Here is a 25,472-nt window from a genome sequence, read left to right as displayed (position 1 = left end):
ATACTTCAGACTTCAATTAATGAGTATTTTTGTAATAGATGATCATCCGCTGATGCGGGAAGCGGTTGTCATGTTGATCCGCCGCCTGAGCAGCAAGGCCACGGTGACCGAGCTCGACCGGCTGGCCGCTGTCATGCCCGCCGTGCAACTTCAGGGCGTGCCCGAACTCATTTGCCTTGACCTCAAACTGCCGGACACCAACGGTGTTTCGGGCGTGCGGGAGCTCAAGCAGCAATTTCCCCACGTTCCCCTGGTGGTGCTGTCGGCCGCACCGGCGCAGGACTACGAGGACCTCTCGATCGAGGCCGGCGCAGACGCCTACATCCAGAAGTCCGCGGGCGCCACCGAGATCTCCAACGTGCTGCGGGTCTTCCTCAGCGAAGAGCTGGACCCGGAACCCTCCACACCGACGGAAAAGCTGTCGAAACGGCAAAAGCAGTTGCTGGTGATGCTCGACAAGGGCATGAGCAACCGCGACATCGCCGAGGAGCTCCAGATCAGCGAGCACACGGTGAAAGTGCATTTGTGGCGCCTCTTCAGGCGCCTGAACGTCAAAAGCCGCTCCCAGGCCAGCCACCTCGCCCGAACCCAGGGCCTGCTCTAACCCCAAGACACGCCAAGGCGTGTCTTTGTTTTTGGGGGTACCCAGTATCGGTATTCCTGTCCCCACCCCCTTCTGGATGCGCCGAGGAGCGGAGGACCAGACGGATCAGGGCAAAAACTTGTCCGAGCGAAGCGAGTTGTTTTTGACCCCGGCTGGACCGAGCACCGCAGGTTGCCCGTAGCGAAGCGAAGGGACGCAGCCAGCAGGGTCGCCTTTTTTGCTTACTTTTTGGCGAAGCAAAAAAGTGAGTCGCATGCCGGGCGACTCCCGGCCAGCAGATCCAAGCCCAGTCCAACCCCTCAGGCCTGCCGCAACTCAACCCAAAAAACACTCCCCCGCCCACCCCGGGAAGCCAACCCCACCGGATGGCCCAGCACTTCACTGAGGCGCGAAACAATCGCCAGGCCCAGCCCGAAGCCTTCTTCGGTGCCCTGCAGCGGCACCCGGTAAAACTCCTGGAAGATGGCCTTCTGGTGCTCCTTGGCGATGCCCACGCCGGTGTCCCATATCTCGATGCACGGAACGCCGCGCCGTTTGCGCAAGGCCAGCAGCACGCCGCCGCGGTAGGTGTTGCGCAGGGCATTGGACAACAGGTTGCCGACCAGCCGCTGCAGCAGCACCGGATCGGACCTGACGTGCCATGGCGCGGCGCGCGTGCGCAGCAGCAGGTTGCGCTCCCGCGCAAAGGGCGTGTACTGCGCTTCCAGGTCCTGGATCAGGCCCGCCAGGTCGATGTCCTGCAGGTGGACCCGCAAGGGGTCTGCCTCCAGGCCGGCCAGGTCAAACAGCGAGTTGAACAAATCATTGACCGCCTTGGTGGAGCGCACGATCTTGGGCGCGATCTGCTCGACGAACTCGGGCTCCGTCGCCAGCCAGTCGGCGTAAAGGCCGAGCGCGTGTACCGGCTGGCGCAGGTCGTGCGCCGCGCTGGCGATAAACCGGTTCTTGGTTTGCACGGCCTCCACGGCGGCAAGGTTGGTTTCCGTCAGCGACCGGATGAGCTGGGAGTTGTCGAACTGCAACTCGAGGTTGACGCGCTGCACCTCATGAAAGCGCTGGCCGGAGACGAGGATGACGGCCCAGTAGATCAGCACCAGCGCGATCATTGCGTAGGTGTTGAAGGTGGAAGGCAGCCCGCGCTCCAGGACCAGCTGGTAGACCAGCACGGCGACGACACTCAGGCCGAGGCCGTTCACATAGCCCTTGAAGCAGGACAGGCTGGAAGAAAAGGTGCCCACCGCAAAACCGGCCATGCCGACCAGGACGACCATGCACAGGAACTGGTCGTAAACCGGCGCCTTGAGGAAATACACAAACATGGACGCGCCCCAGACGATGGCACTGACGGGCCAGGTCCAGCTGTAGCGCGCCATGAAGGCCCGCAGCGGCGCCCCGCTGACACCCACCAGGGTTTGCTGGTAGATGCCGATGACGCGATAGCGCGCCAGGGTGACGAGCGCCGCGGCCGTCGCCCACAGCCCCAGGGGGATCGGATCGACGTGGCGGTAAAGCACCAGCACCATGGTCAACACCAGCACCAGCGCGGCATGCAGGGCCGGGCGGGCATAGCGCATGAAGGTATGGGTCAGGCGCATTTCCACCCACTCCTCACGCGACAGCTCTGGCGCGCTGGGGGAAGGCCCGATCGCTGAGAAGGAGTCCATGGGGCCGAGTTTACGTCGCAACCCCTCCCGGGCAAGCGCCGCAGGGCAACGCTGCGCAAAGACTATTGACTTCAGCTGAAAGTCACGCCGGCCCACCGCACCCGGCCCAGCACGGCAAAGTCCCGGTCCGCCGGTTCGTGCCCCTGGATGTCGAACGGCTCATACGCCGGGTTGTGGCTGCTCACACGAAGCACTTTGCCCGGCAGCCTTTGCAGCTTCTTCATCAGCAAGGCGCCGTCGAGCCTGACCACATGGACGCCTTCCGTGAGCGCGTCGCAGTCCCTCAAGTCCGCCAGCACGACGTCCCTGGCGTGCAGCCACGGCTCCATCGACACCCCCACCACCGACAGCAGCGCCAGGTCATTGTGGGCAATGCCCAGCTCATGGCGGATGAACCGCGCGTCGAAGGGGCGCATGGCCAGCACCGAAGCGATGTCGTCAAACGCATCCTCCCCGGCCGGGAACCCCGGATCAAACAGCGGCACGTGAATCAGCTCGCCCGCCTGCAGTGCGCGCACGCTCTTTGGCACGGGGGAGCTTCCCGCCGGGCCCGCCAGCCCCTCGCCCAGCAGGCTGGCCGGCGTGGTGTTGTATTCCCGGGCGAGCAATAGCAGCTCAAACGCATCGGGCAGGCTGTCGCCCCGCTCCATGTTCCAGATGGTGTTGCGGTGAACGCCGACAGCGGCCGCGACGTCGTTGATCTCACGGGCGCCCCGCGCCGCCCTGCAGCGCTGGCCAAACTGGCGCATGAAAGCCGTGCGCGCCTGCGTTCGCACCACCTTCAGGCCGGCCTTGTCGGCCACGGTGGCCGACTGCTGGAGAAACCAGGCAATCGGCTCTTCGGCTTTGGCGGGCGTCGCCGCACTCAAGGCATAGGCCCGGGCGTCAACCGGCAAATCTGGCGCTGTTTCTTTTGTGCTCATGAACACTATTTTGTGCGAATGAACACAGAAAAGCAAACACACGGCGTAAAAAACGTGGGTGAGTATTAATTCTCATGGAGTTATGCTTATTTAACAGGTCATCTTGAATTGACTTTGAGAAATCAACGCTCAAAATATTGGGCATGATCACAAATAAATCGACGCCACTACAAGAAGATATGCATCCTGCGGATGTGATTGCCGCGCTGCGCAAACGCGGCACCAGCCTTCGAAAAATCGCCATGGAAAACGGCTACAGCCATATACAGCGGGTGCTCACCAGCCCCTGGCTGGCGGCCGAGCAACTGGTGGCAAAGGCGTTGGACAAACGCCCCGAAGACTTGTGGCCTTCGCGCTACGTGAACCCCGACGACCGCAGGCTGGCCTTCAGGCAGACCCGCCGTATTGTATTGACCGATCCATGCGCCCCGCCCTGCGATGTACCGCCGGAAGCGCAAGCCAGCCGCCCGGTCCCGCCTGCGGGCGCAACGCCCGAGCCGGCGCCCCGTCGCTCGAAGTGAGCCAAAGCTTTTCCGGCAGGCAAGGCAAGATGGCCCTTCCCGCTCCCTCTGCTCCCTCTTGAGTGTGAGCAGGCACTTGCGCAGCCTGGGTGACGGCTTATAGTCAGTCATTGCAAGAAAGGAAGGCGCGGCATGCAAGCTCTGACGAAATCTTTCAGGCCTTTTTTCAACCCTTCCTTCATCCCTTCGCGGATCCCGTCTCTCGGATTTTTCCTGCTGCTGTTGGTGGTCCTTGCACTGCCAGGCAAGGCGCTATGGGCGGCGGACATTCACGTCATGACCTCGGGCGGTTTTACCGCCGCCTACAACCAGCTGGTCCCGGAGTTTGAACGCGCCACCGGGCACAAGGTCATCACCGCCTACGGCGCTTCGATGGGCAACGCACCCGACGCGATCCCCAACCGCCTGGCGCGCAAGGAGCGGGTCGATGTCGTGATCCTCGCGGCGCCGGCGCTGGAAGACCTTGTCAAGCAAGGCATAGTGGCGCCAGGCAGCCAGGTCGACCTGGTGCGCTCGCTGATCGGCATGTCCGTCCGCTCGGGCGCGCCCAAGCCCGACATCGGCAGCGTCGATGCACTGCGGCGCACGCTGCTGAATGCGCAGTCCATCGCCTACTCGGCCAGCGCCAGCGGCGTCTACATCTCCACCGAGATGTTTCAGCGCCTGGGCATCGCCGGGCAGGTCTCGGGCAAGAGCAAACGAATCCTCAGCGAGCGGGTTGCTGCGGTGGTGGCGCGCGGAGAAGCCGAGCTGGGTTTTCAGCAGGTCAGTGAGTTGCTTCCGGTTCCGGGCGCTGACTACGTGGGGCCGCTCCCCGCCGAGGTGCAGCGCGTGACGGTGTTTTCAGCCGGCATCGCAGCTGACGCGGCGCAGCCCGACGCCGCCAAAGCCTTGATCCGATTTTTCACATCCGCAGCCGCCGCCCCCGTCATCACCCAGACGGGGCTGGAGCCCCTCACGCGCCCTTGAAGCTTGAAGCCGGGCGCATCACGGGTAATAAAGCTGGTCCAGCCGTGAGGCCTCGACGTAAATCGACGGCAAGGTGATGCCCCGGGCGCGCAGGGCGGCCTCGCGCATGCCAACGCTGTAACGCGTGTTCTGGGTGGCCGGCGGCGCCGGCCCGGCAGGCGCGGCCTTCACCCAGGCCAGCGCGTCGGCCGCGGCAGTTTCCCCCATGGCTTTTGCCGATGGCGCCACGCTGAGCCCGCCGCCGTGCTCGACATAGTCAATGTCAGCGCCGATGGGCAAAGGTTTGGCGTGGGCTTCCATCCATTTGACGATGTCCGGGTGCGGCACCACGGCCTTCTCTGCGGGGCTGGCCGGCAGCCCGCCCGCCGACAGCAGCAGCACCGCATCCGCCTTGCCGTCCATGCCTTTGATGGCCGCCTGCCAGGCGGCGAAATCGCCCAGGGTATGCACGCCCACCACGCTGTGCGGCGCCCAATTAAAGGCCTCTACCTGTTGAACCTGCCCCTTGCCGGTCGGCCCGGCGTCACCCAGAATCGCCAGCCGCACCGGCTGGCCCTTCCTGACGTACTGCAGCATGTCGCGGATGGCCGCCAGCGGCAGGGTCTCGCCAACACCCGTGACGTTGGCGGCCCCCACATAGCCATATTCTTTCGACTCGTGATCAATGGCGGTAAAGATCACCCTGGGCCGCTCAAGCCCGGCAAAGCGGCGCATCACATATTCCTGCGCCTCGTCGTCCACCGCGATCACCACATCGGGATCGAACTGTTCAATCGTGCGCAGCCCCGCCTTCGCCGCATCCTGGCGATGATCTTCGTCGGGCATGCCGTCGATGCCCAGGTAATGCCAGCGCACAGACATCGGCTGCCGGTTCTTGTCCAGCGTCTGGCGGATGCCTTCATCCATCCTCATCACGGTGGAGGAGCTGCGGTCTGAACTGTGCAGCACTAGGATGCGCGGCTTGGCCAGGTTAAAAGCCCCCAGCAGAAGCAGCGCGACGAGGAGCGCCGCGCCCGTGAGGACGGCAAGGATTCCGCTTTTCATACCAGGCCCAACCATTCCCAATACGGGATCGACAGATAGGCGGCCAGCAGCCGCGACACATTCATCCAGTGGTTATATCGCAGGAAATCCGTGTGTTTGTAGTAGCGGTCCAGCCCGCTGCCCTGCACCTGCAGGTACTGCGAGCTCTGGTACGGCAAGAACCAGATGTCGCTGAACATGGCCGTCAGGAACACCACCACCCACGGGTTGATGAACTGCGCCTGCCCGATCGGAATCAGGATGACCGCCGCCACAATCATGCCGGCCGTGATCGGCAACACCAGGCGCAGCAACAGCGTGACGATCAGTGCCACCGGGATGAACCAGACCATGCGGCCATCGACAAAATCAAACAGGTTGCCCGCCGACCGCGCCAGCGCCGTGTCCAGCCCCAGGTAAGTGATGGCGCGGCTCAGGCCATCCAGGCTGAGCAAAAAGAAAATCATCGGCCAGTCGATTTTTTGCTGAAAGTCTTTTTTGCTCAGCAAGCCCATCACCAGCAGCCCCACCAGCAAAAACGCCGCCAGCCAGGCGGGCGAAATCTGGTGCCAGCCCGCCGTGCCCGCCCCCATCAGGAAAAACAGGAAGCCCGTCAACGCGGCTTTCTCGGGCTTGGTGACGGGGCCCAGCAGCGACAGCTGCTTCTCAAGGCGCGCCTTGGGCAAGGCCGCCTGCACGCTGCGCCCAAAACACAGCCGCGCCACCAGCAGATGCGCCGCTGTCACCGTCAGCGCCGCCACGCCGGCCGCCACCAACCAGAACAGCCCCTGGAACTGGTCCTGCAGTTGCACGGGCAGCATGCTGAACGCCGTCAGGTTGGACGACTTGCTGGTCAGCAGCATCGGCGAAAACAGCATCGCGCCCGAGAACGTCGCGGCCATCAGCGCCGTCGCCGGCTTGCTTTGCGCCGGCAGGTTCAGGCCGTCGATCATGTCCCGGTAAAACGGCAGCACCAGCGACAGGCGCGCATTGCCCGACGGCATGATGGGCGACAGGATGTAGCCCGACAGCAGCAGCGCCGTCTGGTGCCAGAACGGTGTATCGGGCAGGCGTATCAGCAGCCACAGCATGAAGCGGTAACTCAGGCCCGACGCCGAGATCACCGCCGCGAGGGCGTACACCCCCACCAGCGTCGTCAGCGTGCGCGACGAAAACCCGGCCAGCGCAATCTCGGACGGCACCAGCCCGACGATCAGCACCGCGGTGATCGCCACCAGCGGCGGCACAAACTCATCGGCCAGGTTGAACAGCCACATCAGCACCGTGGCCGACAAAATGGCCAGGAACACCGCCGCCTCCACCACCAGCCCGTTCATGCTCGAGAGGAAATAGATCGCCGGCGGCACCAGCACCACACCCAGCCAGCCCACCACTTCGCGCGTAGATACCGGCTTGGCGGCCTTCTTTTTGTCCTTCCCGGTATCGGCAGGTTTGAGGAAAGTCTCGCCACTCACATAGCCCATCAACGCCAGCAACGCCTTGCTGCGCAATGAAGGCGTTTTCGCGGCCAACTCGGCCAGGGCGTCACGCGGAATCTGCAGCGCCCTGACCGGCGTGGCGGCCGTGACGCTGCACAGGTAATTGGCGGTATCGCTGGCGGCTTCTTCGCCGCAGCGCAGGCTGGTGAGCGCGACGCCTCGCCCGCTCGGCGTGGTGAGTTGCAACTCACCCGATTCAACCAGGTAAAGAAATTTCGCCGGCGTGTCTTTGAGATACAGCGCGTCGCCCGCGGCAAGCTCCACCGTGTGCACGCTGCCCAGCAGCCGCGCCACCTGGCTGCCGGAGAGGTCGGCAAAAAGCGCGTCCCGGCGCAACAGCGCCACGTGTTCAGCGTCCGATGTCACAGGATGGGCCATGAGATTCGCGAATCAGGCGCCCTCGGGCACAGCGTGTTGACGCAGACATCCATACCGGCGCTTCTCATCCACGGCCCTCCTGTTGTATGTTTGCTATCGAATGTATAGCTGCTTGCCCACGTCCTTATTGGGCCAGAGCACTATTTCACCAGTATTAAACACAGTTCCAGCCAAAAAGTCAGCCCCGGAAAACCAGGAGTGCAATGGCGGCCCGCAGCGTCCTCACCACCTCAAGCACGCTTTGGGCCACGTTTACCGGAACGCTAGTCTTCCTCGCCGCCCAGGGCCGCCTTCTCCGATTGCCATAACTCGCCCGAATGAAAACGGCGGCGGTACTCCGGCGGCGTCAGCTGAAGCCGCCGGCGGAAAGCGCGGCGCATGGCTTCAGGTGTCTCAAAGCCGCAATGCGCGGCGATCTCCTTCATCGACTGGTCCGTCTTTTCCAGGATGCGGCGCGCCGCATCGATGCGTGCGTCATTCAAAAACGCCATCGGGCTGACGCCGCACTCACGCACAAACACCCGCGACAAATTGCGCACACTCATGTGCACGCGGCTGGCAATCGAGTTCAGCGTGTGCGGAAGTTGCAGGTTTTCAAGGATGTAGCGCTGCACCGTTTCAACATCGGTGTCCCGCTCAGCCTGCATGTTCAGCAAGGGGCTGAACTGCGACTGGCCGCCCGAACGGCGCAAATACACAATCAGGAACTTGGCAACCCCCAGCGCCAGGGGCCGACCAAAATCTTCCTCCACCATCACCAGCGACAAATCAATGCCCGCCGTGACACCGGCCGTTGTGTAGAGCTGTTGGTCCTTGATGTAGATCTGGTCCGCCTGCACCTGCGCGCGCGGAAACGATTTCGAAAGATGCGCCGCATCCATCCAGTGCGTGCTCACCGTCTTGCCATCCAGAAGCCCCGCAGCCCCCAAAGCAAACACCCCATTGCAGATGGCGGCGAGCCGGCGGCAACTGCGGCGCTGCTCCTTCAGCCAGGCACTCAGCGCCACATCGTTCATCACCTCAAAAATGCCCAGCCCGCCAGGCACGATCACCGTATCGAACTTGGGGCAAGGGTCAAAGATGGTCCGGTCAGGCACCACCGTCATGCCGCTCGACGAAGAGATGCTGCTGCGAGTAGAGCCGACCGTCATGATCTCGTACTGGCAGTCCCCGCCGCTGAGAATCTTGACCTCAGCAAAAGCATCCCGCGGCCCGGCGATATCCAGCAACTGGAAGCCCGGAAAGAGCAACATGCCCACGGAGATTTTTTTCATCGGGGGATGGTAGCAAAGGCTACCGGGATAGAAACAGCTGCACTAACAGCCTCCATAGTCATCCCGGCTTTGCTCAGGTCGTCCATGACCTTCCAACGACATGCTGAGAGCACCTGCCCGTTGCGAAAGCCTGAGGTCTCTACAAGGGGGTCTGCCCAGTGAACTCAGCAGTTTCGATCATGACTACAGTTTGCCAGTTCAAGCAGTGGATGCCGCTCTGCTCGAATTCCGTCGAAATCTGACCCACTTAGCGCAGTAATTTCCATCCAAAGCTGACCCACGTAGGCACTACCCTGCTTGTTTTAAAAGGAAGACGGAAATTAGGAGTGATAGACGTGGCGACATTGAATGTCATCAGACGGTGGGCATTGAGGGATCAGATGTCCATCCGCGAGATCTCAAGGCGTACAGGCCTGGCTCGCAACACAGTGAAGAAGCACCCGCGGTCGGAAGAGAGCGAGCCCAAGTACCCAAGGCCGGTCAGCTCCAGCAAGCTCGATCCTTACGCCGAGAAGCTGGCCACCTGGCTAGGAATCGAGGCAACAAAAATCGCGGAAACAGCGGCGCACTTTGAGGCAGATCCACACAGACTCAACACAAAAAGGAGAAGATCAAGAGCTTATCCACATCGTGAGCACCTTCGGCTCACAAAGGGTGTGGGTCAAGGTCGATGGAAAACTCGGGTCAGACTTCAGTCGAATTCAACAGATGCAGACTGATCAGATTACTAGGAATGGAATTCATAAGCTTTACGTCCCCAATTGATACCATCGCACTGGTCGTTGTCTGTGGCCGCTCGGTGTAGCGGCCTGATGTACGGCTGAATTATGAAGCGTTTATAGCTGCCTCAAACAGCGCGTCAAGCTCTTTACGCCAAGGGCCAGCATCGTCTACCGCAGTTTGAACTAAAACAGTTTCCGTTGGGATATGGACACGAACTTGCTGGGCCTCGGCGCCACTGAAAACGAGACGGGATCCATCCGGTTTTGCATGCCATAGAAAGGCTTTATATCCACCACCGTTGTTGGGCATTCCTCCGGGACGAACCTGTGCTTCGTTCGGCTCCCAGCGGCTGTAACTTTCCATCCAAGATTGGCTAACGATTTGCTTTCCGTTCATATATCCACGCTGTACAACTAATTGGCCTAGACGTGCCCAATCTCTAAGGCGAGCAGCGAAGCCCACGCAATTAAACTCGTTCTTGTGCGAATCGGTGAGCCACGTTGCGTTTCCTTCGGCCCCCATCGGCTTCCACAGTGCCTCTTGAGCGAATTCAGAAAGGTTAGTCCCTGTTGCTGCGCGCAATACCATCCCAATGGTGAGCGGGCACAACTCGTTGTAGTTGAACCGTGCGCCTTGCGGCTCTTGGCGGGCGTTCCAAAGTTTCACAGTGCTCTCAATACTTGAGTCTTTACGGATGAGACCATCTGGATAAATTGTTTGGTTCCCCTCCGCATGAACCACTGCGGCACCACTGGACATGTTCATCAGATTCCGTAGGGTCGTTTCACCGTGAAGCGTCCCTTTCAGACTCGGAACGTAGATGTCAGCTCGATCCTCTAGGGACTTGACCCGCCCCTGATCAAGGGCGATGCCCAGCAAAAGGGATGTGACCCCCTTTGACATTGACCAGCCATTCATCCGCATTTCAGCGCCGCGCTCGTAGCCATAGCGCTCAAACCAGACCTTGCCGCGACGAGCGATTAGCAGCCCAGTCACGGGCCATCCCGCCATATAGTCCGCAGCTCCTCTGCTACTGAGGCCCCATTGGTAACGTATGTCGCGGGTCGCTTCAATCAATGGAGACTCAGCACCGGCTTGAATCTTATTATTGGGCAGCATGGCCTCAAACCCACCTGAGTAGTTGCCTACCCTTGTATGTTTATGCCAAGACATGCGCTGGGGCGAGCCCCATCCAGTCGGATACCCAGCAGACGCTCCCCAGTCGTTGGTCTGTGAAAAAGCTGGGGCCGATCCTGCCGACATGAGGCCAAGTGCGAGAGAGTTGAATGATCTGCGTTTCACTATCCATTCCCTTGGCTGTTCATTAGTAGGTGGCTTCGGCTGAGAGAAGCAGGTTGTCAAGCATATGTCATCGACGAACGGGTCAACAACTCTGAGGGCCTCTAATTGACGTTTAGTCCAACCGCCCTTTGGTGTTCTGCATTGGTTGATCAGTTCATAGTTCAGGTTCATTTCGCTAACGCACAGCGGCGCCCCCCTTAAACCAATATTTATTGCTTCTGAAGGCTGCGACTCAGCGGAGGAAGTTCGCATGATCATCAGAACGACAACCTGCGGTGAAAGTCAGATGAGCCAAACGAAAAAACCCTTAAAAATCAAAGATCTTTAAGGGCCTCACGTATCTGGCGGAGAGGGTGGGATTCGAACCCACGGTACCTTGCGGTACGCCTGATTTCGAGTCAGGTACATTCGGCCACTCTGCCACCTCTCCAGTGTGGACTGACAATTCTAACAGCTGTGGACGGCCTACTTTCCGGCCGGGGCCAAGACCTTGATCCCGCCCATATACGGCTGCAGCACTTCCGGCACGGCGACGGAGCCGTCGGCCAGCTGGTAGTTCTCCAGCACCGCGACCAGGGTGCGGCCTACGGCCAGGCCTGAGCCGTTGAGGGTGTGGACGAACTCGTTCTTGCCTTGGGCGTTTTTGAAGCGGGCTTGCAGGCGGCGGGCCTGGAAGGCTTCGCAGTTGGAGACGGAGCTGATTTCGCGATACGTGTTTTGCGCAGGCAGCCAGACTTCCAGGTCATAGGTTTTGGTGGCGCCAAAGCCCATGTCGCCGGTGCACAGCAGCATGACGCGGTAGGGCAAGCCGAGCTTTTGCAGGATGGCTTCGGCGTGGCCTGTCATGGCTTCCAGGGCCTCGTAGCTTTTGTCGGGGTGGGTGATCTGCACCATCTCGACCTTGTCGAACTGGTGCTGGCGGATCATGCCGCGGGTGTCGCGGCCGTAGCTGCCGGCTTCTGACCTGAAGCACGGCGTGTGGGCGGTGAACTGCAGCGGCAAATCAGCCTCGGCGACGATCTCGTCGCGCACGAAGTTGGTCAGCGGCACTTCCGAGGTGGGGATCAAGTACAGCGCGGTGCTTTCGGCTTCGGCGGCGCCTTCTTGCCCGCCCTTTTTGGCGGCGAAGAGGTCTTCTTCAAACTTGGGCAACTGGCCGGTGCCGCGCAAAGAATCGCCGTTGACGATGTAGGGCGTGTAGCACTCGGTGTAACCGTGCTCTTGCGTCTGCACGTCGAGCATGAACTGCGCGAGCGCGCGGTGCAGGCGCGCGAGCGGGCCCTTCATGACGGTAAAGCGCGAGCCGGTGAGCTTCGTGCCGAGTTCAAAGTCCAGGCCCAGCGGCTGGCCGACGTCGACGTGGTCTTTCACCTCGAACGCGAACGCGGCGGGTGCGCCGCCCAGGCCTTCGACCGGGCTCCATTTGCGCACTTCAACGTTGCCGGCCTCGCCCGCACCCTGCGGCACGCTTTCGTGCGGCAGGTTGGGCACGGCCAGCAGCAGGCCTTGCATGTCGGCCTGGATCTGCTCGAGGCGGGCGGCGGACGATTCAAGCTCGGCTTTGGAGGCGCTGACTTGCGCCATCACGGCGCTGGCGTCTTCGCCTTTGGACTTGAGCTGGCCGATCTGTTTGGAGAGCGTGTTGCGCTGGTTCTGCAGCTCTTCGGTGCGGATCTGCAGCGCCTTGCGCTCGGCCTCCAGGCCCTGGAAGGCGCCCACGTCCAGAAAGGTTTGAGGGGTTTTGCGGGTTTCCAGCCGGGCGATGGCTGAGGGCAGGTCTTTGCGGAGCAGGTTGATGTCTAGCATGGCTTGATTGTATTTGTGGGGCTCACCGGCTCAGGGGCTCAATTCAGGCTGGCCGGGTCCAGGTTGGCGCCGCAGATGATGAGGCAGACTTTTTCGCCGGCACGCGGCGTGTAGCGGCCGCTTTGCAGCGCGGCCAGCGGCAGGGCCGCGGCGGGCTCCACGGCCAGTTTCAGTTCTTTCCACAGCCACAGCTGTGCGGCGCGAATGGATTCGTCGGTGAGCAGCAGCGCGTCGCGCACGTGCGCCTGCGTGGCGTCCCAGGCCAGGCTGCCGATGCGTTTGGCGCCGAGCGAGTCGGCGGCGATGCCGCTGACGGCCACGTCGACCGGCTCACCGGCCTCGCGGGCTTTGTACAAGGTGGGCGCCAGCTCGGGCTCGAGCGCCACGACTCTAGAGCGCTGCTCAAACCAGCTGGCCACGCCGCCTATCAGGCCGCCGCCGCCCACGCTGACGAGCACGGAATCGGGCAAGCCGCCCTGCTGTTCGATCTCTGCGGCCATGGTGCCGGCGCCGGCCAGCACTTCAGGCTGGTCATACGCATGCGTCAGCAGCGCGCCGGTTTCCTGCTGGCGGGCGAGGCAGGCCTTCAATGCATCAGCGTACGCCGCGCCTGTCACCACCACCTCGGCGCCCAGCGCGGCCAGCTTGGCGCGTTTGGCCGGGGTCGACACTTCAGGCACAAACACTTCGCAACGCACGCCCAGCTCACGCGCGGCGGCGGCGGTGGCAATGCCGGCGTTGCCGCCGGAGGCGACGATGACGCCGCTGGCCGGAATCGGGTTGGACAGCAGGCGGTTGAGCATGCCGCGCGCCTTGAAGCTGCCGCCGGTTTGCAGGTGCTCGAGCTTGAGCCAGACTTCCGCACAGTTCACGCCCAGCGCCTTGCCGGGCATCTTCCACAGCGGGGTTTTATGAATAAAGTGGCTGTAGCCCGCATCAAACGTGCGCAGGCAGCTCTCAATTTGATAGCGATTGGTCATGTCCGGGAAACGAAAAAGGAAAATAAGGCGACGTTAACGAGACGAATCAAAGCTGGTGCAGCTGGCTGTCGCTCATTTCCAGCACATGGCCTTGCGCATCCAGCTTGAGGCCCTTGGGCAGCGGGAACTTGATGGTTTCCTCGATGCCTTCCATCTTGCGCACCGACACCGCGCCTAGCGCCTTGATGCGGTCTATCACCTGCTTGACGAGGATCTCGGGCGCCGACGCGCCGGCCGTCAGGCCTACGCGGCCCTTGCCTTCAAACCATTCTTCTTTGAGCTCGCTGGCGTCGTCGACCATGTAGGCCTCGGTGCCCAGCTTGGCGGCCAGCTCGCGCAGCCGGTTGCTGTTGGAGCTGGTCGGGCTGCCGACCACGATGAGGATATCAACCTGCGGGCTCAGCACCTTGACGGCGTCCTGCCGGTTTTGTGTGGCGTAGCAGATGTCCTGCTGCTTGGGCTCGCGCACCTGCGGAAAGCGTTTTTTCACGGCGGCGCTGATCTCGGCCGCATCGTCCACGCTCAGCGTGGTTTGTGTGACGACGGCCAGGCGCTCGGTCTGGCGCGGGCTGATGCGCCAGACGTCTTCCACGTCTTCGACCAGGTGGATGCCGCTGTCGAGCTGGCCCATGGTGCCTTCGACTTCGGGGTGGCCCTTGTGGCCGATCATGATGAACTCGTAGCCCTCTTTGTTGAGCTTGGCGACTTCAACGTGCACCTTGGTCACCAGCGGGCAGGTGGCGTCAAAAATCTGGAAGCCGCGGCGCTCGGCTTCTTTCTGGATGGCCTGGCTCACGCCGTGGGCGCTGAAGACCAGCGTAGCGCCGGGGGGCACGTCGTCCAGCTCTTCGATAAAGATCGCGCCTTTTTCCTTGAGGTCGTTGACGACGTAGGTGTTGTGCACGATCTCGTGGCGCACGTAAATCGGGGCACCGAATTTCGTCAGGGCGCGCTCGACGATCTCAATCGCGCGGTCTACGCCGGCGCAGAAGCCGCGGGGCTCAGCCAGCAGGATTTCCTGGGGCAGCACAGACCGTTCCGCCGACAGGCCGCCCTTAGGCGGAACAGCCCCCTCGGGGGGCAGCGTAGTACGCGAAGCGACAAGCGTGGGGGCCTTTTTCATAGAACCCCAATCACTTGCACTTCAAACACCACGGGCTGGCCGGCCAGCGGGTGGTTGAAGTCGAACTGAACGGCATCGCCGCCTTCCTTGATCTGCTGCACCGCACCCGCGTACTGGCCCATGCCGTCGGGCGTGGGGAACTGCACCACATCGCCGACCTTGTACTGCTCGTCCGGGTCGCCCAGCTCGTTGAGCAGCTTGCGCGCCACCCACTGCACCAGCTCGGGGTTGCGCTCGCCAAAGGCCTCGCCGGCGGGCAGCTCAAACATGGTGCGTGTGCCTTCGGCCAGGCCCAGCAGGCGCTGCTCAATGGCCGGCGACAGCTCGCCGGTGCCCAGGCTCAGCGTGGCGGGTTTGCCGTCAAAGGTGTTGATGATGTCGGCGCCCGGTTTTCCATCCACAGCGGGGCCTGCCATGCGGTAATGCAGGGTCAGGAAGGAGCCCTGCTGGACAAGCGGGGCGGCGGAGAGTTCCACGGTGGGCATAGGGCTTTCGGGGCCGGCCGGGCGGCAGGCCTGTTGGTAAAACGGGTAATGAGCCTCTATTGTAGAAAGTACCGCCTGGCCGGGCCAAAAACGGGGCAAAACCCCGGCTTTCCGGGTTTTTAACCCAGGCGCCGGTCCGGCCCTCATATAGATAGCGCCATTGCCCCGTCCGTAACGCTTCGGTAGCCCGGCCCCCGCTAGCCTGCGGCCCCATGATCCTCAAAGACCTCCCCGAAAACGCCCGCCCGCGCGAAAAACTGCTGGCCCGCGGCCCCGCCGCCCTGAGCGACGCCGAACTGCTGGCCCTGTTGCTGCGCACCGGCATGCCCGGCAAAAACGTGTTGCAAATGGGCCAGGAGCTGCTGGACACCTTTGGCGGCCTGGCCGGGCTGCTGCACACCACGGCCGGCGACCTGCAGCGCATCAAAGGCCTGGGCGGCACCGCCAAGCGGGCGCAGCTGATCGCCGTGCTGGAGCTGGCGCGCCGCGCGCTGGCTGAAACGCTGAAGGAAAAACCGGTGTTCGACACGCCCCGGGCCGTGCGCGACTATTTGCAGCTGCAGCTGGGCAGCCGCCAGCACGAGGTGTTTGCCGTGCTGTTTCTGGACAGCCAGCACTGCCTGATTGCGCTGGAAGAGCTGTTTCGCGGCACGCTCACGCAAACCTCGGTGTACCCGCGCGAAGTCGTTGTGCGCGCACTGGCCCTGAACGCCGCCAGCGTGGTGCTGGCCCACAACCACCCCAGCGGCACGGCCAAGCCTTCGCGCGCCGACGAGGCGCTGACGCAGACGCTGAAGGCGGCGCTCGCGCTGGTCGATGTGCGCGTGCTGGACCATTTTGTGGTGACCAGCAACCTGGCGGTGTCGATGGCCGAGCTGGGGCTGCTGTAGGGTTTGGGGGGATTGAGGTTTCGGCTTTTGCTATGTTTTTGATAGCTATAAGCCAAGACACCGATTGGGCTGGGGGCCGATTTTGCTTGTAATCCGGTAAAAACCGCCGGCGCCGCCCGGCGCCCCGCAAGACTTCCCTATCATTGGCCTCATGAACACCCAGGCGGCCGGCAAGCCAAAACTCAAGGACCTCAAAGACCTCAAGACCGTGAAGCAGGCCATCGAGGCCCGCACCCGGCTGGAGAAAGAACAGGAGGCCGCCCGCATTGCAGCCGCCGCCAAGGCCAAAGCCGAGAAAGAACTGTTCTCGCGCGCCGTCGGCCCCGTCAAGGCCCTGCCCGCCAAACACCTGCCCGGCCACAAGGCCGCCTTGCCGGCCACGCAGGCCGCGCCCATCCCGGTGCAGCAGCAGCGCGACGAACTGGCGGTGATGCGCGAAGCGATCTCCGACGAGTTTGATGTGGAGACGCTGCTGGACACCGACGAGGCGCTGAGCTTCAGGCGCCCGGGCATGGGGCCTGACGTGGTGCGCAAGCTGCGCCGCGGCGGCTGGAGCATCCAGGGCCAGCTCGACTTGCACGGCCTGCGCCGCGAAGATGCGCGCGAAGCGCTGGCGCTTTTCATCAAGGATGCGCACAAGGTCGGCTGGCGCTGCGTGCGCGTGGTGCACGGCAAGGGTTTGGGCTCACCAGGCAAAACACCGGTGCTCAAGGGAAAGGTGCAAAGCTGGCTGATCCAGAAGCAGGAAGTGCTGGCTTTTGTGCAGGCGCGCCCGGCCGAGGGCGGCGCGGGCGCGTTAGTGGTGCTGCTCACGCAAAGCTGAAGACGGCGCGAGCTTGCGCCGATTGCTATCAATTCAGGAGCTTCCTGGCCATATAGTTATTGGGCTGTAGGCCGATTTGATCAAACTTTCTCAACCAAAGCCACGCCGCCCAAAGATCAGGCGGTCAACTCCAGCTCGGGCTGTGCGCTGTGTGTCGCGCCCTGGGCGGCGCTTTTGGCATACGCCAGCAGCTCATGCGTCCAGAGCGCAAACCACTCAAACACCAGGTCCACGCGCTGCAGCGCGTCCTGCTGCTGAGAGGCGCTCAGGGTAATTTCAGCCAGCTCGGCATGGTCGTTGTTCATGGCATGGCCCGATTCCAGGTTGAAGTGGAACTCGCCGCAGTAGCGCAGCTCGACGCCTGTTTCCTGCTGGTATTGCGCGGCGATCTTGGAGGTCAGCGCAAACAGGATGTTGCCGGTTTCTTCAATGGCTTCGATGATGGCCAGCCGGACCACGGGCTCGGCGCCCCAGATCAGGTGCGCCAGCCGGTGGGCCAGCAGGCGGTTCTGAATGGTGGCGTCGCTGTAGAGAAAACGCAGGGTGTCGCCCGGCGCCTGCTTCGCGTCGTCATGGCCCAGCTTGGTGAAGTCTTCCAGGTACCAGGGCCAGTGGTGGTCGTCTTCATAGGTGTGGGCATTGATCATCTTGAGCCACGGGTCGTCGGTAGGCTCGATGCGCAAGACCAGGCGGTTCAGGTCGCCAAAACTCATGATGAAAGACGCCATGCAGGGGAAGAAGGCCAGGCGTTCGCGCGTAGACAGTTTGTCGTCGCGCAGGAACTCAAAAAAGGGCAGTTTTGCGTAGTCGCGTTTGTGCAGGAAGATGTGCTTGAGTACGGGTTTCATTGGGTGAAGAAAAAGTAAAAAAAGAAGGAGGAAAGAAAGAAAAAACGAAATGTTCCGGGGCTGTTCACCTCGTCAAGGGTTGCAGGGCAGACTCGATGCGCTTCATCTGGTCCGTGGTCACCATCTGCGCCAGGATGCGGGCAAAGCGCGGGTCCTGAATGCCGGAGACGATGTACTGCCAGCGGTAGGCGTCCAGCAAGCCGGCGGCTACCTCTGCGGCCTGGTGGGCAGTCAGCGACCGGTCGCAGGTACTGATGAAGTAGTCGGCATCGGCGCGCGACTGCAGTTGCACAATTCCGTCCACCGCGAGCACCAGCGCGATCAGGTCGTCCACCGCCTTGTTCCGTTCTACATGCGAGATGCGCTCGTTCTCGCGCTCCCATTCCAGCTCGTCCAGCAGCGCGTGCTGGGACTCTTCTTTCCAGTGAAAAAGAAACACGTCCTTGTAGAGCTCCGAAATTTCTTCGTCCGGGTCAATGCTGTAGCGGTAGTGCACTTGCGTGAACAACTCGATATGGCAGGTGAGCGCCAGCACGGCCCAGGTGGATGCCTGCAGTACCTGCGCGGCCACGTCGTTGGCCGTGGGCTTGAACTGGTAACCGCCCGGCATGCCCGCCCCGGCCAGGTGCTCGATGCGGCGAAACAGCTCCTGGTGTTTGAGCTCTTCGTCGGTAAAGCGCACCAGCGCTTCGAGCGCCACCTGGTCGCCGAACCAGTGATGGCGGCTGACCTCCAGCATCTTGATGGCGATGAAGCGCTCGACCAGTCCAAACATGTTGGCGTAGGTACGGCCTTGCACCTGGCTCAGGCGCAATTCCTCCTGCAGCGTCAGAAAGCCGAGCCGGCTGACGCGCGACAGCCCGTCGGGCAGGAAGCGCTTTGAAAAGTCGAACTCGCGGCCGCGGATCACGTCGCGGTCAATGTCCCAGCGGATGCGTCTGGACGCTGCAATGCATTTCGCATAGGGGTCGGCCGGTGTGGATGTCGTGGTCATTCTTGATTTTGAAAGTGTGGTGATGGCTGCGGGTCTCATCGGCTCCCGCCCGATGTCCGCATACCGGTAAAAGAGCGGGGGGAAGGGATGGTGAAAAGAGGGCATGGTTGGGTCATGAATGGTTTACATCAGGAGAAAAGACGCCCATCATTGGTGAAGGCGACTTTTCCGGCCATGTGAAATTGGTCATACCCCAGGCGTGACCGGCCCACCTGTCTGGTACAAAGAATGAAATGTCCTGAACCCGAATCACGCCATGCCCACTACCCGCTATAACGCCATCGCCGACGGCATTGCCGCCGACATCCAGTGCGGCAAGCTCACCCCCGGCACGCAACTGCCCACCGTGCGCGCGCTGATGCAGGCGCATGGGCTGGCGCTGGCCACCGCCTCGCGTGTGTATGCCGAGCTGGAGCTGCGCGGTCTCGTCGTCGGGGAAACAGGCCGTGGCACGTTTGTGCGTGATGCGAGCCTGCCGCGTTCGCCGGGCATGGTGGTCGAGGACGCTTCCTCCGCCGTGGTGGACCTGACCTACGGCTACCCCTCGCTGCCGGGCCTGGCACCGCTGCTGCGAGAAGGTCTGAGCAGCCTGGCCACCTCTGGCGACATCGACGCACTGCTCCATTACGGCACGCCCGGCGGCAGGCCGCATGAGCGTGCCACGCTGGCCAGGCACCTGCGCAACCGGGGCATCCGCGTTCCGGCCGAGCAGGTTCTGGTCGTGAGCGGCGCGCAGCAGGGCCTGTCGGCCAGCGTGATGGCGCTGTTCAAACCGGGCGACGCGCTGGCCGTGGACGCGCTGACTTTCTCCAGCATGATGGCCCTGGCGCAGGAGTACCTGCTGGAGCTCCTGCCCGTGCCGTCGGTGGACGGCTGCATGGACATGGACGCGCTGGCGCGCCTGTGCAAGCGGCGCCGCGTACGCGCGGCCTACGTGATGCCGACACTGCACAACCCGCTCGGCTCCGTCATGCTGCTCAAGGACCGCAGGCGCCTGGTGGAGCTGGCGCGCCGCCACGACTTCCTCATCATCGAGGACGGCACCTATGCCTTCCTGGTGGAGCCGGCGCCGGTGCCTGTCTTCACGCTGGCGCCGGAGCGCACGGTGTACGTCACCGGCCTCTCCAAAAGCGTGGCCGCCGGCCTGCGCATCGGCTACATGGCCGCGCCGCCGGAGCTGGTTCCGGAACTGGAGCGCGCCATCCGCCTGACGGCCTGGAGCGCCCCCACACTCACCGTCACCCTGGCCTGCCGCTGGATTGAAACCGGCGTGGTCGACGCGCTCGAAGAAGACAAGCGCCGCGATGCGCGGGAGCGCCAGCAACTGGCGCGGCGTGTGTTGCGGGGCCTGGACATCAGCGCCTACCCGTCGTCCTACATTGTCTGGATCACGCTGGCCCAGGGACTGCGCGCCGATGAGGTGGCCGCCCAGCTCAAGGACGACGGCGTCCTGGTGGTCACCGCAGAGCCGTTCGCAGCAACCCGCCATGTGCCGCAGGCCTTGCGCCTGATGATCTGCTCGGTGCCGCTGGAGACCCTGAAAGGCGCCCTGGAGAAAGTACGCCGCGCGGCGGCGAACTGAGTTAAACCGGACCCTGTGCCCGCACGGCGGCTGGCGCTGCGGCAGGGCGCGATGAAGATATCCGGGCGCCAGTTGCCCTGATTCCGCGCATCTGGTTTTGGGTATTTTTTACCTGAATCTGCAACCCGCCCTGAGGGGCAGCGATGGGTGGGCGGCGGATTGTATCTAGAACAATAACTTGTGTGCTGTGCATGGCGCGACTAAGCTCCACGCCCGGTGCACCGATGCACCTGCGCCCCCGGTGCGCACTAACAGATACACATCCCATGCAGTACGAACTCAAGGACAACATCGCGGACGGCGAGACGCTCGCCGCATCGAGCCACTCACCTTCCACGGCACAGCCCGCGGACGCGCCCTCGCAGCGGCCTTGCGTGATCGTCGCCGACGATCACGCATTGGTGCGCGACGGCATCCGCTTGCTGGTCGGCCACATGTTGCATGGCGCAGAGATCGTCGACGCGCATGACGGCGACTCGCTATTGCGGGCTGCCGCGCAGCATGCCGGCGCAAAGCTGGCGCTGGTGGACCTGAACATGCCGGGCATGGAAAAAGGATACCGGCTTGCCGAGCTGGCGCGGCAGCGGCCGCAGCTGCCGCTGGTCGTGATCTCGGCACTCACCTCGCCCGAGGTCGTCAGGCGCACGATGGCCATCCCCACGGTGCATGCGTTCATCCCCAAGAGCGCGCCGCAGGCGCATACCTGCGCAGCCATCGAAGCGGCGCTGCAGGGCTTGAAGCTGCCATATGTCCAGTCCATCTTCAGCCCCGGTCGCCCCGACGTGACGCTGACCCCCCGCATGGAAGAAATACGGCGCCTGGTGCAGCAGGGCATGAGCAACAAGCAGATCGCCAATACGCTGGGCATCAGCGAAGGCACCGTGAAGAACCACATGAGCGAGATCTTCAAGGCCCTGCAGGTGTCCAACCGCACGCAGGCCGCGCAGCTGGACACCGACCGGCTATGACACAGCCGCAGGACGAGCGGCCGGACCCGGAAGACAGCGCACAGCACACCACCTCTCTTGTCGCGCTGCGCTGCTGCGAGATCCTGTGCGCGGTGATGTTTTCCACCGTGTTGCCGTGGCAGCAGGCGGTGGCCTGGTTTGGTGTGATCGCCGCCATCAGCGCGGTTCGCCACTGGCACGTGCAGAGGCCGCTGTTCAGGGCGCGGCCGCGGGAGCAGCGCAAGCGCGTCTACCGCATCTACATGTGGGTGTTGATGGCCTTCGTCGGCAGCTCCTGCTACTTTTTATATGTGCCCGGCAACCTGCCGATCCAGGCCGTGCTCATGAGTTATCTGCTGGGCAACGGCACGATGATCACCGTGCGGCTGACGGGTGACCCGGCGCGCACGGCCATTGCGCTGTTCCTGGCGATCTTCCCCACATCGATCCGCTTCGTCATCGAAGGCGCGCAGGACAACACCCTGCTCATGCTGATGGGGATAGGCGGGATGATGATGGCGGTGACCATGGTGTTCATGTCGCGCGCGCAGGACGCCAGCGTGCGCTTTCAGTATGAGCAGCGCCGCCGCGCCGAGGCGGCCACCGATGCGGTGGCCGCCATGGGCTTGACGAAATCGCGCTTCTTTGCCGCGGTGAGCCACGACCTGCGCCAGCCCGTGCACGCCATCGGCCTTTACCTGGACCCGCTGTCCAGGCTCAGCCAGAAGTCGCAGGACATCGTGGCCCAGCGGGCGGTCGAGGGCATCAGCCAGTCATGGCGGGCGCTGGACGACCTGTTGTCCCAGGTGCTGGACCTCACGCGCATGGATTCGGGCGTGGTGCAGGCCGACATGCGGGCCTGCGAGCTCGCGCCCCTGGTTTCCAAACTGGTCATGCAGCACAGCGCCACGGCCGAGCTGGCGGGCGTTCGCATCGTCGCGCTGGTCAAACCCGGCTGCCATGCCATGGCCGACGACCTGATGCTGATGCGCGTGCTGTCCAACCTGCTGGACAACGCCATCAAGTTTTCACCGCCGGGCGCATCTGTGGTGGTGGCCGTGCGCAGCAGCGGCGACAAGTGGCTGCTGCAGGTGCGCGATGCCGGCGTCGGCATTGCCGCCGACGCGCAGAAAAAAATCTTTGAAGAGTTCGTGCAGATCGGCAATGACTCGCGCGACCGCCGGCAAGGCCTGGGGCTGGGCCTGGCGATTGCCAGGCGCTTCACCTTGCTGATGGAGGCGGATATCGAAGTCCGCTCGGCCCTGGGCCGCGGTTGCTGCATGAGCGTCAAGCTGAAAAAGACCGCTGCGCCGGAGCCGGTCCTGCTCCTTGATGAGGGCCTGCGTTACCTGGAGTCGGCGCCCGGAGAGCTCCTGCCGCTGCCCGATGACATGACCGCACCGGCGCTGCCCGAACTGGCCATGCGCGAGGTGCTGCTGGTGGAAGACGACTCCCTGGTGGCCAGCGCCACAGCGCAGCTGCTGCGCTCGTGGGGCCTGCAGGTGCAGCATGTCGAGACGGCCGCCGAAGCGCACAACCAGGCCGGCTACGGCGAGGTCGCCATCTGCGACGCCAGGCTTCCCCACAACGCCTCGGGGCTGGACGTGGCACTGGCCATGCGCGAACTCGGCAAGAAGGTTCTGCTGATCAGCGGCGAGACCAATGCCTCCTTGCGCGCCGCCGCGCAGCAGCACCAGCTTGCGCTGCTCACAAAGCCGGTGTCCAGCACGCATTTGCTGGCCGCCTTGCAGGGCCTGTAGCCGCCGGCATTACCAATTTCACATGTCACTTTCGGGTTCGCGCCGGTAAATTCACCGTACCCCTACACCCCGGCCTGCGCACGAACCCATTGAAGGACACGACATGAACTATGAGCTTTCCCCTGAAACCGGCACACCCGCCGCTCTTGCGGCCGCATCACCCACATCCAAATCTGCATCCACGCCCGTACCGCGGCGCGTGGGACGTTTTGCCCAGACGCGGAAAACGCGCGCCATGCGGGCCGTCTTTGCAGGCCTGTGCAAGTACGCCCCCACGGTGGCGGCGCACCTGGCGTTCGGATTGCTGGCACGCCCACCCCGCCCCGATGTGCGCGACTGGCATGTGCTGCTCCGCAAGCGGTCACTTCACCGGAAACTGACGTGCGGCGCCAATGAGCTGTCCGTGTATGAATGGGGTCACGGCCCCGCCATCCTGCTGGTGCATGGCTGGGGCTCTCACGCCACCCACATGGGCCGCATGGTGCAGCCGCTGGTGGATGCAGGCTACCGCGTCATCGCCTTTGACGCGCCCGCACACGGGTTCTCGTCGGGCCGGACCACCGACCTCGTTGAATTCGCGCGCTCGATAGCCGCTGTGGCCGCCAACGCGGGTTCGCTGCACGCCATCGTCGCGCACTCATTCGGCGCCGCGATGGCGCTTTATGCGGCCCGCGACTGGGGTGTCGATACACGCAAGATGGTCCTCATCAGCACCTTTGAGCACTTCAACTGGTTTCTGGATGCGTTTGCCGATCAGGTGGGCCTGAGCCCCGCGGTGATGCAGCGCGTGCGCGACATGCAGGTGCAGCGCTACGGGGGCCGGCTGGACTGGAGCCGCATGTCCGTCGTGGACATGGCGCGCAACGCCGGCCTTGAGCTGCTCGTGATTCACGACCAGGATGACAAGGAAATTCCCGTTGCACACGGGCTGGCCGTGGCCGGGGCGGCGCCGCGCGCCTGCTTTCGCGGAACACGCGGCCTGGGCCACCAGCTGGTGGTGCGCAACGCGGCCGTGATCACGCATGTGGTGGACTTTGTCAGCGGCAAGGCCCAAGGCCATGCGGCCCGGTAACACGCTGCCCCATGCGGGCCGCGGGCACGGGCTGGCGCTGGTCCTGGGCAGCGGCGGCGTTCGAAGCATCGCCGCCATCGGCATTGCCGGGCGGCTGGCGCGTGAAGGCATCCGGCCGGACCTGGTGGCCGGCTGCAGTTCGGGCGCGCTGTTCGGCGCGCAGATTGCGATGGGCATGGAAGGCGATGAAGCCCTGCGCGCCGCCACCGCCCTATGGTCCCCCGAACTGACGCAGCAGCGCCGCTGGCGCTCGTACCTGCAGGTAATCGCGCCCAGCCTTGCCGGCTTCGGCACCGGCTTTGCCATGCGCGATGACGCGCTGATCGCGCAGCGGGTGCAAGCCGCATTCGGTGATGCGCGGCTGGAGTCGCTGCCAACGCCGCTGCGTGTGGCCGCTACCAACGCCGCCGATGGCAAGCCGGTGGTGCTGACCACCGGCCGTGTGGCGCACGCCGTGCGCGCCAGCATGGCGCTGCCCATCATCTTTCCGAGTGTGGAAATCGACGGACGGCGGCTGGTGGACGGCGTCATCTCCGACCCGCTGCCGCTGGCGGCAGCGGCCGATGCGCGCGTGGTCATCACGCTGGGTTTTGCCGGCGCCATGCCACGCCGCATCGACAGGCTCTCGCGCATGGTGGCGCAAACCAGCACGACGCTGATCAACAACCTGATGGATGCGCGCATCGCCGTGGCGCGCGCCTCAGGGCAACGCCTCATCAGCATCGATCTGCAGCTGGACCAGCACGTCGGGCTGTGGGACACATCGGCCATGCCCTACCTCTTTGATGCCGGCTGGCAGGCGTGTGAGCGCGAGCTGCCGGAGATCGTCGCTGCGCTGGAAGGCGCTTGTGTCGGCCCCTCGCCACTTTCGGGCGCGGGTGCAGCGCAATTTGCCCTCGCTATCTGACTTTCTTTTTTGTTCACCCCCCCCCAGCAACCAGGAACCCGAATGCTGAAAGCCCTCACCCTCGCGGCATTGGCCGTGACCCTTCACACCAGCAGCCTCGCAGCCGACAGCGTGACCCTCGCCCAGGCGCATCAGGCGTACTACACCGGCCAGTACGGTCGTTCGCTCACCCTGTACCGCCAGCTGGCCGAGGCCGGCGACGCCGAAGCCGCCGAGCGCGCGGGCTTCATGCTCTTCTACGGCGAGGATGTCTTTGGAAAGCAGGTGCAGCGTAACGTGCCCAAGGCGCGTGAACTGTTCATGCAGGCGGCCATGGCCGGCCGTACCGGCGCGAGCTTTCTCATGAACATGGTGGGCCCGCAGGCCGACTGAGCA

The 25,472-nt window shown here is 63.4% G+C and carries 23 protein-coding genes, 1 tRNA gene and 1 pseudogene; 12 read left to right on the top strand and 13 right to left on the bottom strand.

Going from position 1 to position 25,472, the window contains the following annotated elements; all coding sequences use genetic code 11:
- Nucleotides 1-19 precede the first annotated feature (19 nt).
- Nucleotides 20-604 (top strand): response regulator transcription factor, encoded by a 585-nt coding sequence (locus DT070_RS11190; RefSeq protein ID WP_122955465.1) that lies wholly within the window; start codon nucleotides 20-22, stop codon nucleotides 602-604.
- Nucleotides 605-903: 299 nt separating this feature from the next.
- On the opposite strand, the gene DT070_RS11185 is transcribed toward DT070_RS11190, so the two are convergent.
- A complete protein-coding gene (locus DT070_RS11185; protein WP_122955464.1) occupies nucleotides 904-2,268 on the bottom strand; it encodes a HAMP domain-containing sensor histidine kinase in 1,365 nt (454 codons plus the stop codon).
- Between the two features lie 71 nt (nucleotides 2,269-2,339).
- Nucleotides 2,340-3,191 (bottom strand): XRE family transcriptional regulator, encoded by an 852-nt coding sequence (locus DT070_RS11180; protein WP_122955463.1) that lies wholly within the window; start codon nucleotides 3,189-3,191, stop codon nucleotides 2,340-2,342.
- Between the two features lie 143 nt (nucleotides 3,192-3,334).
- Here DT070_RS11180 and DT070_RS11175 point away from each other — a divergent pair, with 143 nt between their 5' ends.
- Nucleotides 3,335-3,712, top strand: a complete 378-nt coding sequence (locus tag DT070_RS11175; protein WP_164483744.1) for a helix-turn-helix domain-containing protein — start codon at nucleotides 3,335-3,337, stop codon at nucleotides 3,710-3,712.
- Nucleotides 3,713-3,844: 132 nt separating this feature from the next.
- Nucleotides 3,845-4,681 carry a substrate-binding domain-containing protein gene (locus DT070_RS11170; RefSeq protein ID WP_122955461.1) on the top strand — a complete coding sequence of 279 codons (837 nt, stop codon included), beginning with the start codon at nucleotides 3,845-3,847 and terminating at the stop codon, nucleotides 4,679-4,681.
- 18 nt (nucleotides 4,682-4,699) lie between these two features.
- On the opposite strand, the gene DT070_RS11165 is transcribed toward DT070_RS11170, so the two are convergent.
- The 3 genes from DT070_RS11165 to DT070_RS11155 form a co-directional block, all read right to left on the bottom strand.
- Entirely contained in the window at nucleotides 4,700-5,725 is a 1,026-nt protein-coding gene (locus DT070_RS11165) for an ABC transporter substrate-binding protein (RefSeq protein ID WP_122955460.1), read from the bottom strand.
- A complete protein-coding gene (locus DT070_RS11160; protein WP_122955459.1) occupies nucleotides 5,722-7,581 on the bottom strand; it encodes an SLC13 family permease in 1,860 nt (619 codons plus the stop codon). The genes DT070_RS11165 and DT070_RS11160 overlap by 4 nt, the downstream gene beginning before the upstream one ends.
- Nucleotides 7,582-7,844: 263 nt before the next feature.
- A complete protein-coding gene (locus DT070_RS11155; RefSeq protein WP_122955458.1) occupies nucleotides 7,845-8,855 on the bottom strand; it encodes a GlxA family transcriptional regulator in 1,011 nt (336 codons plus the stop codon).
- Between the two features lie 326 nt (nucleotides 8,856-9,181).
- On the opposite strand from DT070_RS11155, the pseudogene DT070_RS11150 reads away from it, so the two are divergent.
- Nucleotides 9,182-9,461, top strand: a pseudogene (locus DT070_RS11150) (IS21 family transposase); the annotation flags it as partial.
- 219 nt (nucleotides 9,462-9,680) lie between these two features.
- On the opposite strand, the gene DT070_RS11145 reads toward DT070_RS11150, so the two are convergent.
- From DT070_RS11145 to DT070_RS11115, 6 genes are all read right to left on the bottom strand, one after another.
- Entirely contained in the window at nucleotides 9,681-11,138 is a 1,458-nt protein-coding gene (locus tag DT070_RS11145; protein WP_122955457.1) for a serine hydrolase, read from the bottom strand.
- Between the two features lie 84 nt (nucleotides 11,139-11,222).
- A tRNA-Ser gene (locus DT070_RS11140) sits at nucleotides 11,223-11,310 on the bottom strand.
- A gap of 35 nt (nucleotides 11,311-11,345) precedes the next feature.
- Nucleotides 11,346-12,686 carry a serine--tRNA ligase gene (gene serS / locus DT070_RS11135; protein ID WP_122955456.1) on the bottom strand — a complete coding sequence of 447 codons (1,341 nt, stop codon included), beginning with the start codon at nucleotides 12,684-12,686 and terminating at the stop codon, nucleotides 11,346-11,348.
- Nucleotides 12,687-12,724: 38 nt separating this feature from the next.
- Nucleotides 12,725-13,666 (bottom strand): threonine/serine dehydratase, encoded by a 942-nt coding sequence (locus DT070_RS11130; RefSeq protein ID WP_122955455.1) that lies wholly within the window; start codon nucleotides 13,664-13,666, stop codon nucleotides 12,725-12,727.
- Between the two features lie 46 nt (nucleotides 13,667-13,712).
- The gene (ispH, locus tag DT070_RS11125; protein WP_122957360.1) at nucleotides 13,713-14,696 is read right to left on the bottom strand and encodes a 4-hydroxy-3-methylbut-2-enyl diphosphate reductase; all 984 of its coding nucleotides are present in this window, start codon (nucleotides 14,694-14,696) and stop codon (nucleotides 13,713-13,715) included.
- A gap of 89 nt (nucleotides 14,697-14,785) precedes the next feature.
- Nucleotides 14,786-15,274, bottom strand: a complete 489-nt coding sequence (locus tag DT070_RS11115) for a peptidylprolyl isomerase (RefSeq protein WP_122955454.1) — start codon at nucleotides 15,272-15,274, stop codon at nucleotides 14,786-14,788.
- A 212-nt stretch (nucleotides 15,275-15,486) separates the two neighbouring features.
- Between DT070_RS11115 and radC the strand changes: the two genes are divergently transcribed.
- Entirely contained in the window at nucleotides 15,487-16,164 is a 678-nt protein-coding gene (radC, locus tag DT070_RS11110) for a DNA repair protein RadC (protein ID WP_122955453.1), read from the top strand.
- A 151-nt stretch (nucleotides 16,165-16,315) separates the two neighbouring features.
- Nucleotides 16,316-16,987 carry a Smr/MutS family protein gene (locus DT070_RS11105; RefSeq protein WP_122955452.1) on the top strand — a complete coding sequence of 224 codons (672 nt, stop codon included), beginning with the start codon at nucleotides 16,316-16,318 and terminating at the stop codon, nucleotides 16,985-16,987.
- 116 nt (nucleotides 16,988-17,103) lie between these two features.
- Here DT070_RS11105 and DT070_RS11100 read toward each other — a convergent pair whose 3' ends face one another.
- Together DT070_RS11100 and DT070_RS11095 are read right to left on the bottom strand one after the other, a co-directional pair.
- Complete coding sequence (locus DT070_RS11100; RefSeq protein WP_122955451.1) at nucleotides 17,104-17,835, bottom strand: hypothetical protein; 732 nt, start codon at nucleotides 17,833-17,835, stop codon at nucleotides 17,104-17,106.
- Between the two features lie 64 nt (nucleotides 17,836-17,899).
- Nucleotides 17,900-18,829: a hypothetical protein gene (locus DT070_RS11095; protein ID WP_122955450.1), complete on the bottom strand. Its 930-nt coding sequence runs from the start codon at nucleotides 18,827-18,829 to the stop codon at nucleotides 17,900-17,902.
- A 256-nt stretch (nucleotides 18,830-19,085) separates the two neighbouring features.
- Between DT070_RS11095 and DT070_RS11090 the strand changes: the two genes are divergently transcribed.
- From DT070_RS11090 to DT070_RS11065, 6 genes are all read left to right on the top strand, one after another.
- The gene (locus DT070_RS11090) at nucleotides 19,086-20,411 is read left to right on the top strand and encodes a PLP-dependent aminotransferase family protein (protein WP_122955449.1); all 1,326 of its coding nucleotides are present in this window, start codon (nucleotides 19,086-19,088) and stop codon (nucleotides 20,409-20,411) included.
- A 266-nt stretch (nucleotides 20,412-20,677) separates the two neighbouring features.
- Complete coding sequence (locus DT070_RS11085; RefSeq protein WP_164483743.1) at nucleotides 20,678-21,379, top strand: response regulator transcription factor; 702 nt, start codon at nucleotides 20,678-20,680, stop codon at nucleotides 21,377-21,379.
- Entirely contained in the window at nucleotides 21,376-23,118 is a 1,743-nt protein-coding gene (locus DT070_RS11080) for a hybrid sensor histidine kinase/response regulator (protein WP_122955447.1), read from the top strand. Before DT070_RS11085 ends, DT070_RS11080 begins: the two co-directional genes overlap by 4 nt.
- 103 nt (nucleotides 23,119-23,221) lie before the next feature.
- The gene (locus DT070_RS11075; protein ID WP_122955446.1) at nucleotides 23,222-24,190 is read left to right on the top strand and encodes an alpha/beta fold hydrolase; all 969 of its coding nucleotides are present in this window, start codon (nucleotides 23,222-23,224) and stop codon (nucleotides 24,188-24,190) included.
- Complete coding sequence (locus DT070_RS11070) at nucleotides 24,177-25,097, top strand: patatin-like phospholipase family protein (RefSeq protein WP_164483742.1); 921 nt, start codon at nucleotides 24,177-24,179, stop codon at nucleotides 25,095-25,097. Before DT070_RS11075 ends, DT070_RS11070 begins: the two co-directional genes overlap by 14 nt.
- A gap of 42 nt (nucleotides 25,098-25,139) precedes the next feature.
- Nucleotides 25,140-25,469, top strand: a complete 330-nt coding sequence (locus DT070_RS11065; RefSeq protein ID WP_122955444.1) for a hypothetical protein — start codon at nucleotides 25,140-25,142, stop codon at nucleotides 25,467-25,469.
- Nucleotides 25,470-25,472 lie beyond the last annotated feature (3 nt).

This window comes from Polaromonas sp. SP1, from assembly GCF_003711205.1.
Classification (GTDB): domain Bacteria; phylum Pseudomonadota; class Gammaproteobacteria; order Burkholderiales; family Burkholderiaceae_C; genus Polaromonas.
This window is presented reverse-complemented; position numbering and strand designations above follow the sequence as displayed.

What these genes read in the sequence shown, in the direction of transcription:
- DT070_RS11190 (WP_122955465.1), top strand. Translation starts at nt 20, where the DNA reads ATGAGTATTTTTGTAATAGATGATCATCCGCTGATGCGGGAAGCGGTT.
- DT070_RS11185 (WP_122955464.1), bottom strand. Translation starts at nt 2,268, where the DNA reads ATGGACTCCTTCTCAGCGATCGGGCCTTCCCCCAGCGCGCCAGAGCTG.
- DT070_RS11180 (WP_122955463.1), bottom strand. Translation starts at nt 3,191, where the DNA reads ATGAGCACAAAAGAAACAGCGCCAGATTTGCCGGTTGACGCCCGGGCC.
- DT070_RS11175 (WP_164483744.1), top strand. Translation starts at nt 3,335, where the DNA reads ATGATCACAAATAAATCGACGCCACTACAAGAAGATATGCATCCTGCG.
- DT070_RS11170 (WP_122955461.1), top strand. Translation starts at nt 3,845, where the DNA reads ATGCAAGCTCTGACGAAATCTTTCAGGCCTTTTTTCAACCCTTCCTTC.
- DT070_RS11165 (WP_122955460.1), bottom strand. Translation starts at nt 5,725, where the DNA reads ATGAAAAGCGGAATCCTTGCCGTCCTCACGGGCGCGGCGCTCCTCGTC.
- DT070_RS11160 (WP_122955459.1), bottom strand. Translation starts at nt 7,581, where the DNA reads ATGGCCCATCCTGTGACATCGGACGCTGAACACGTGGCGCTGTTGCGC.
- DT070_RS11155 (WP_122955458.1), bottom strand. Translation starts at nt 8,855, where the DNA reads ATGAAAAAAATCTCCGTGGGCATGTTGCTCTTTCCGGGCTTCCAGTTG.
- DT070_RS11145 (WP_122955457.1), bottom strand. Translation starts at nt 11,138, where the DNA reads ATGATCATGCGAACTTCCTCCGCTGAGTCGCAGCCTTCAGAAGCAATA.
- serS (WP_122955456.1), bottom strand. Translation starts at nt 12,686, where the DNA reads ATGCTAGACATCAACCTGCTCCGCAAAGACCTGCCCTCAGCCATCGCC.
- DT070_RS11130 (WP_122955455.1), bottom strand. Translation starts at nt 13,666, where the DNA reads ATGACCAATCGCTATCAAATTGAGAGCTGCCTGCGCACGTTTGATGCG.
- DT070_RS11115 (WP_122955454.1), bottom strand. Translation starts at nt 15,274, where the DNA reads ATGCCCACCGTGGAACTCTCCGCCGCCCCGCTTGTCCAGCAGGGCTCC.
- radC (WP_122955453.1), top strand. Translation starts at nt 15,487, where the DNA reads ATGATCCTCAAAGACCTCCCCGAAAACGCCCGCCCGCGCGAAAAACTG.
- DT070_RS11105 (WP_122955452.1), top strand. Translation starts at nt 16,316, where the DNA reads ATGAACACCCAGGCGGCCGGCAAGCCAAAACTCAAGGACCTCAAAGAC.
- DT070_RS11100 (WP_122955451.1), bottom strand. Translation starts at nt 17,835, where the DNA reads ATGAAACCCGTACTCAAGCACATCTTCCTGCACAAACGCGACTACGCA.
- DT070_RS11095 (WP_122955450.1), bottom strand. Translation starts at nt 18,829, where the DNA reads ATGACCACGACATCCACACCGGCCGACCCCTATGCGAAATGCATTGCA.
- DT070_RS11090 (WP_122955449.1), top strand. Translation starts at nt 19,086, where the DNA reads ATGCCCACTACCCGCTATAACGCCATCGCCGACGGCATTGCCGCCGAC.
- DT070_RS11085 (WP_164483743.1), top strand. Translation starts at nt 20,678, where the DNA reads ATGCAGTACGAACTCAAGGACAACATCGCGGACGGCGAGACGCTCGCC.
- DT070_RS11080 (WP_122955447.1), top strand. Translation starts at nt 21,376, where the DNA reads ATGACACAGCCGCAGGACGAGCGGCCGGACCCGGAAGACAGCGCACAG.
- DT070_RS11075 (WP_122955446.1), top strand. Translation starts at nt 23,222, where the DNA reads ATGAACTATGAGCTTTCCCCTGAAACCGGCACACCCGCCGCTCTTGCG.
- DT070_RS11070 (WP_164483742.1), top strand. Translation starts at nt 24,177, where the DNA reads ATGCGGCCCGGTAACACGCTGCCCCATGCGGGCCGCGGGCACGGGCTG.
- DT070_RS11065 (WP_122955444.1), top strand. Translation starts at nt 25,140, where the DNA reads ATGCTGAAAGCCCTCACCCTCGCGGCATTGGCCGTGACCCTTCACACC.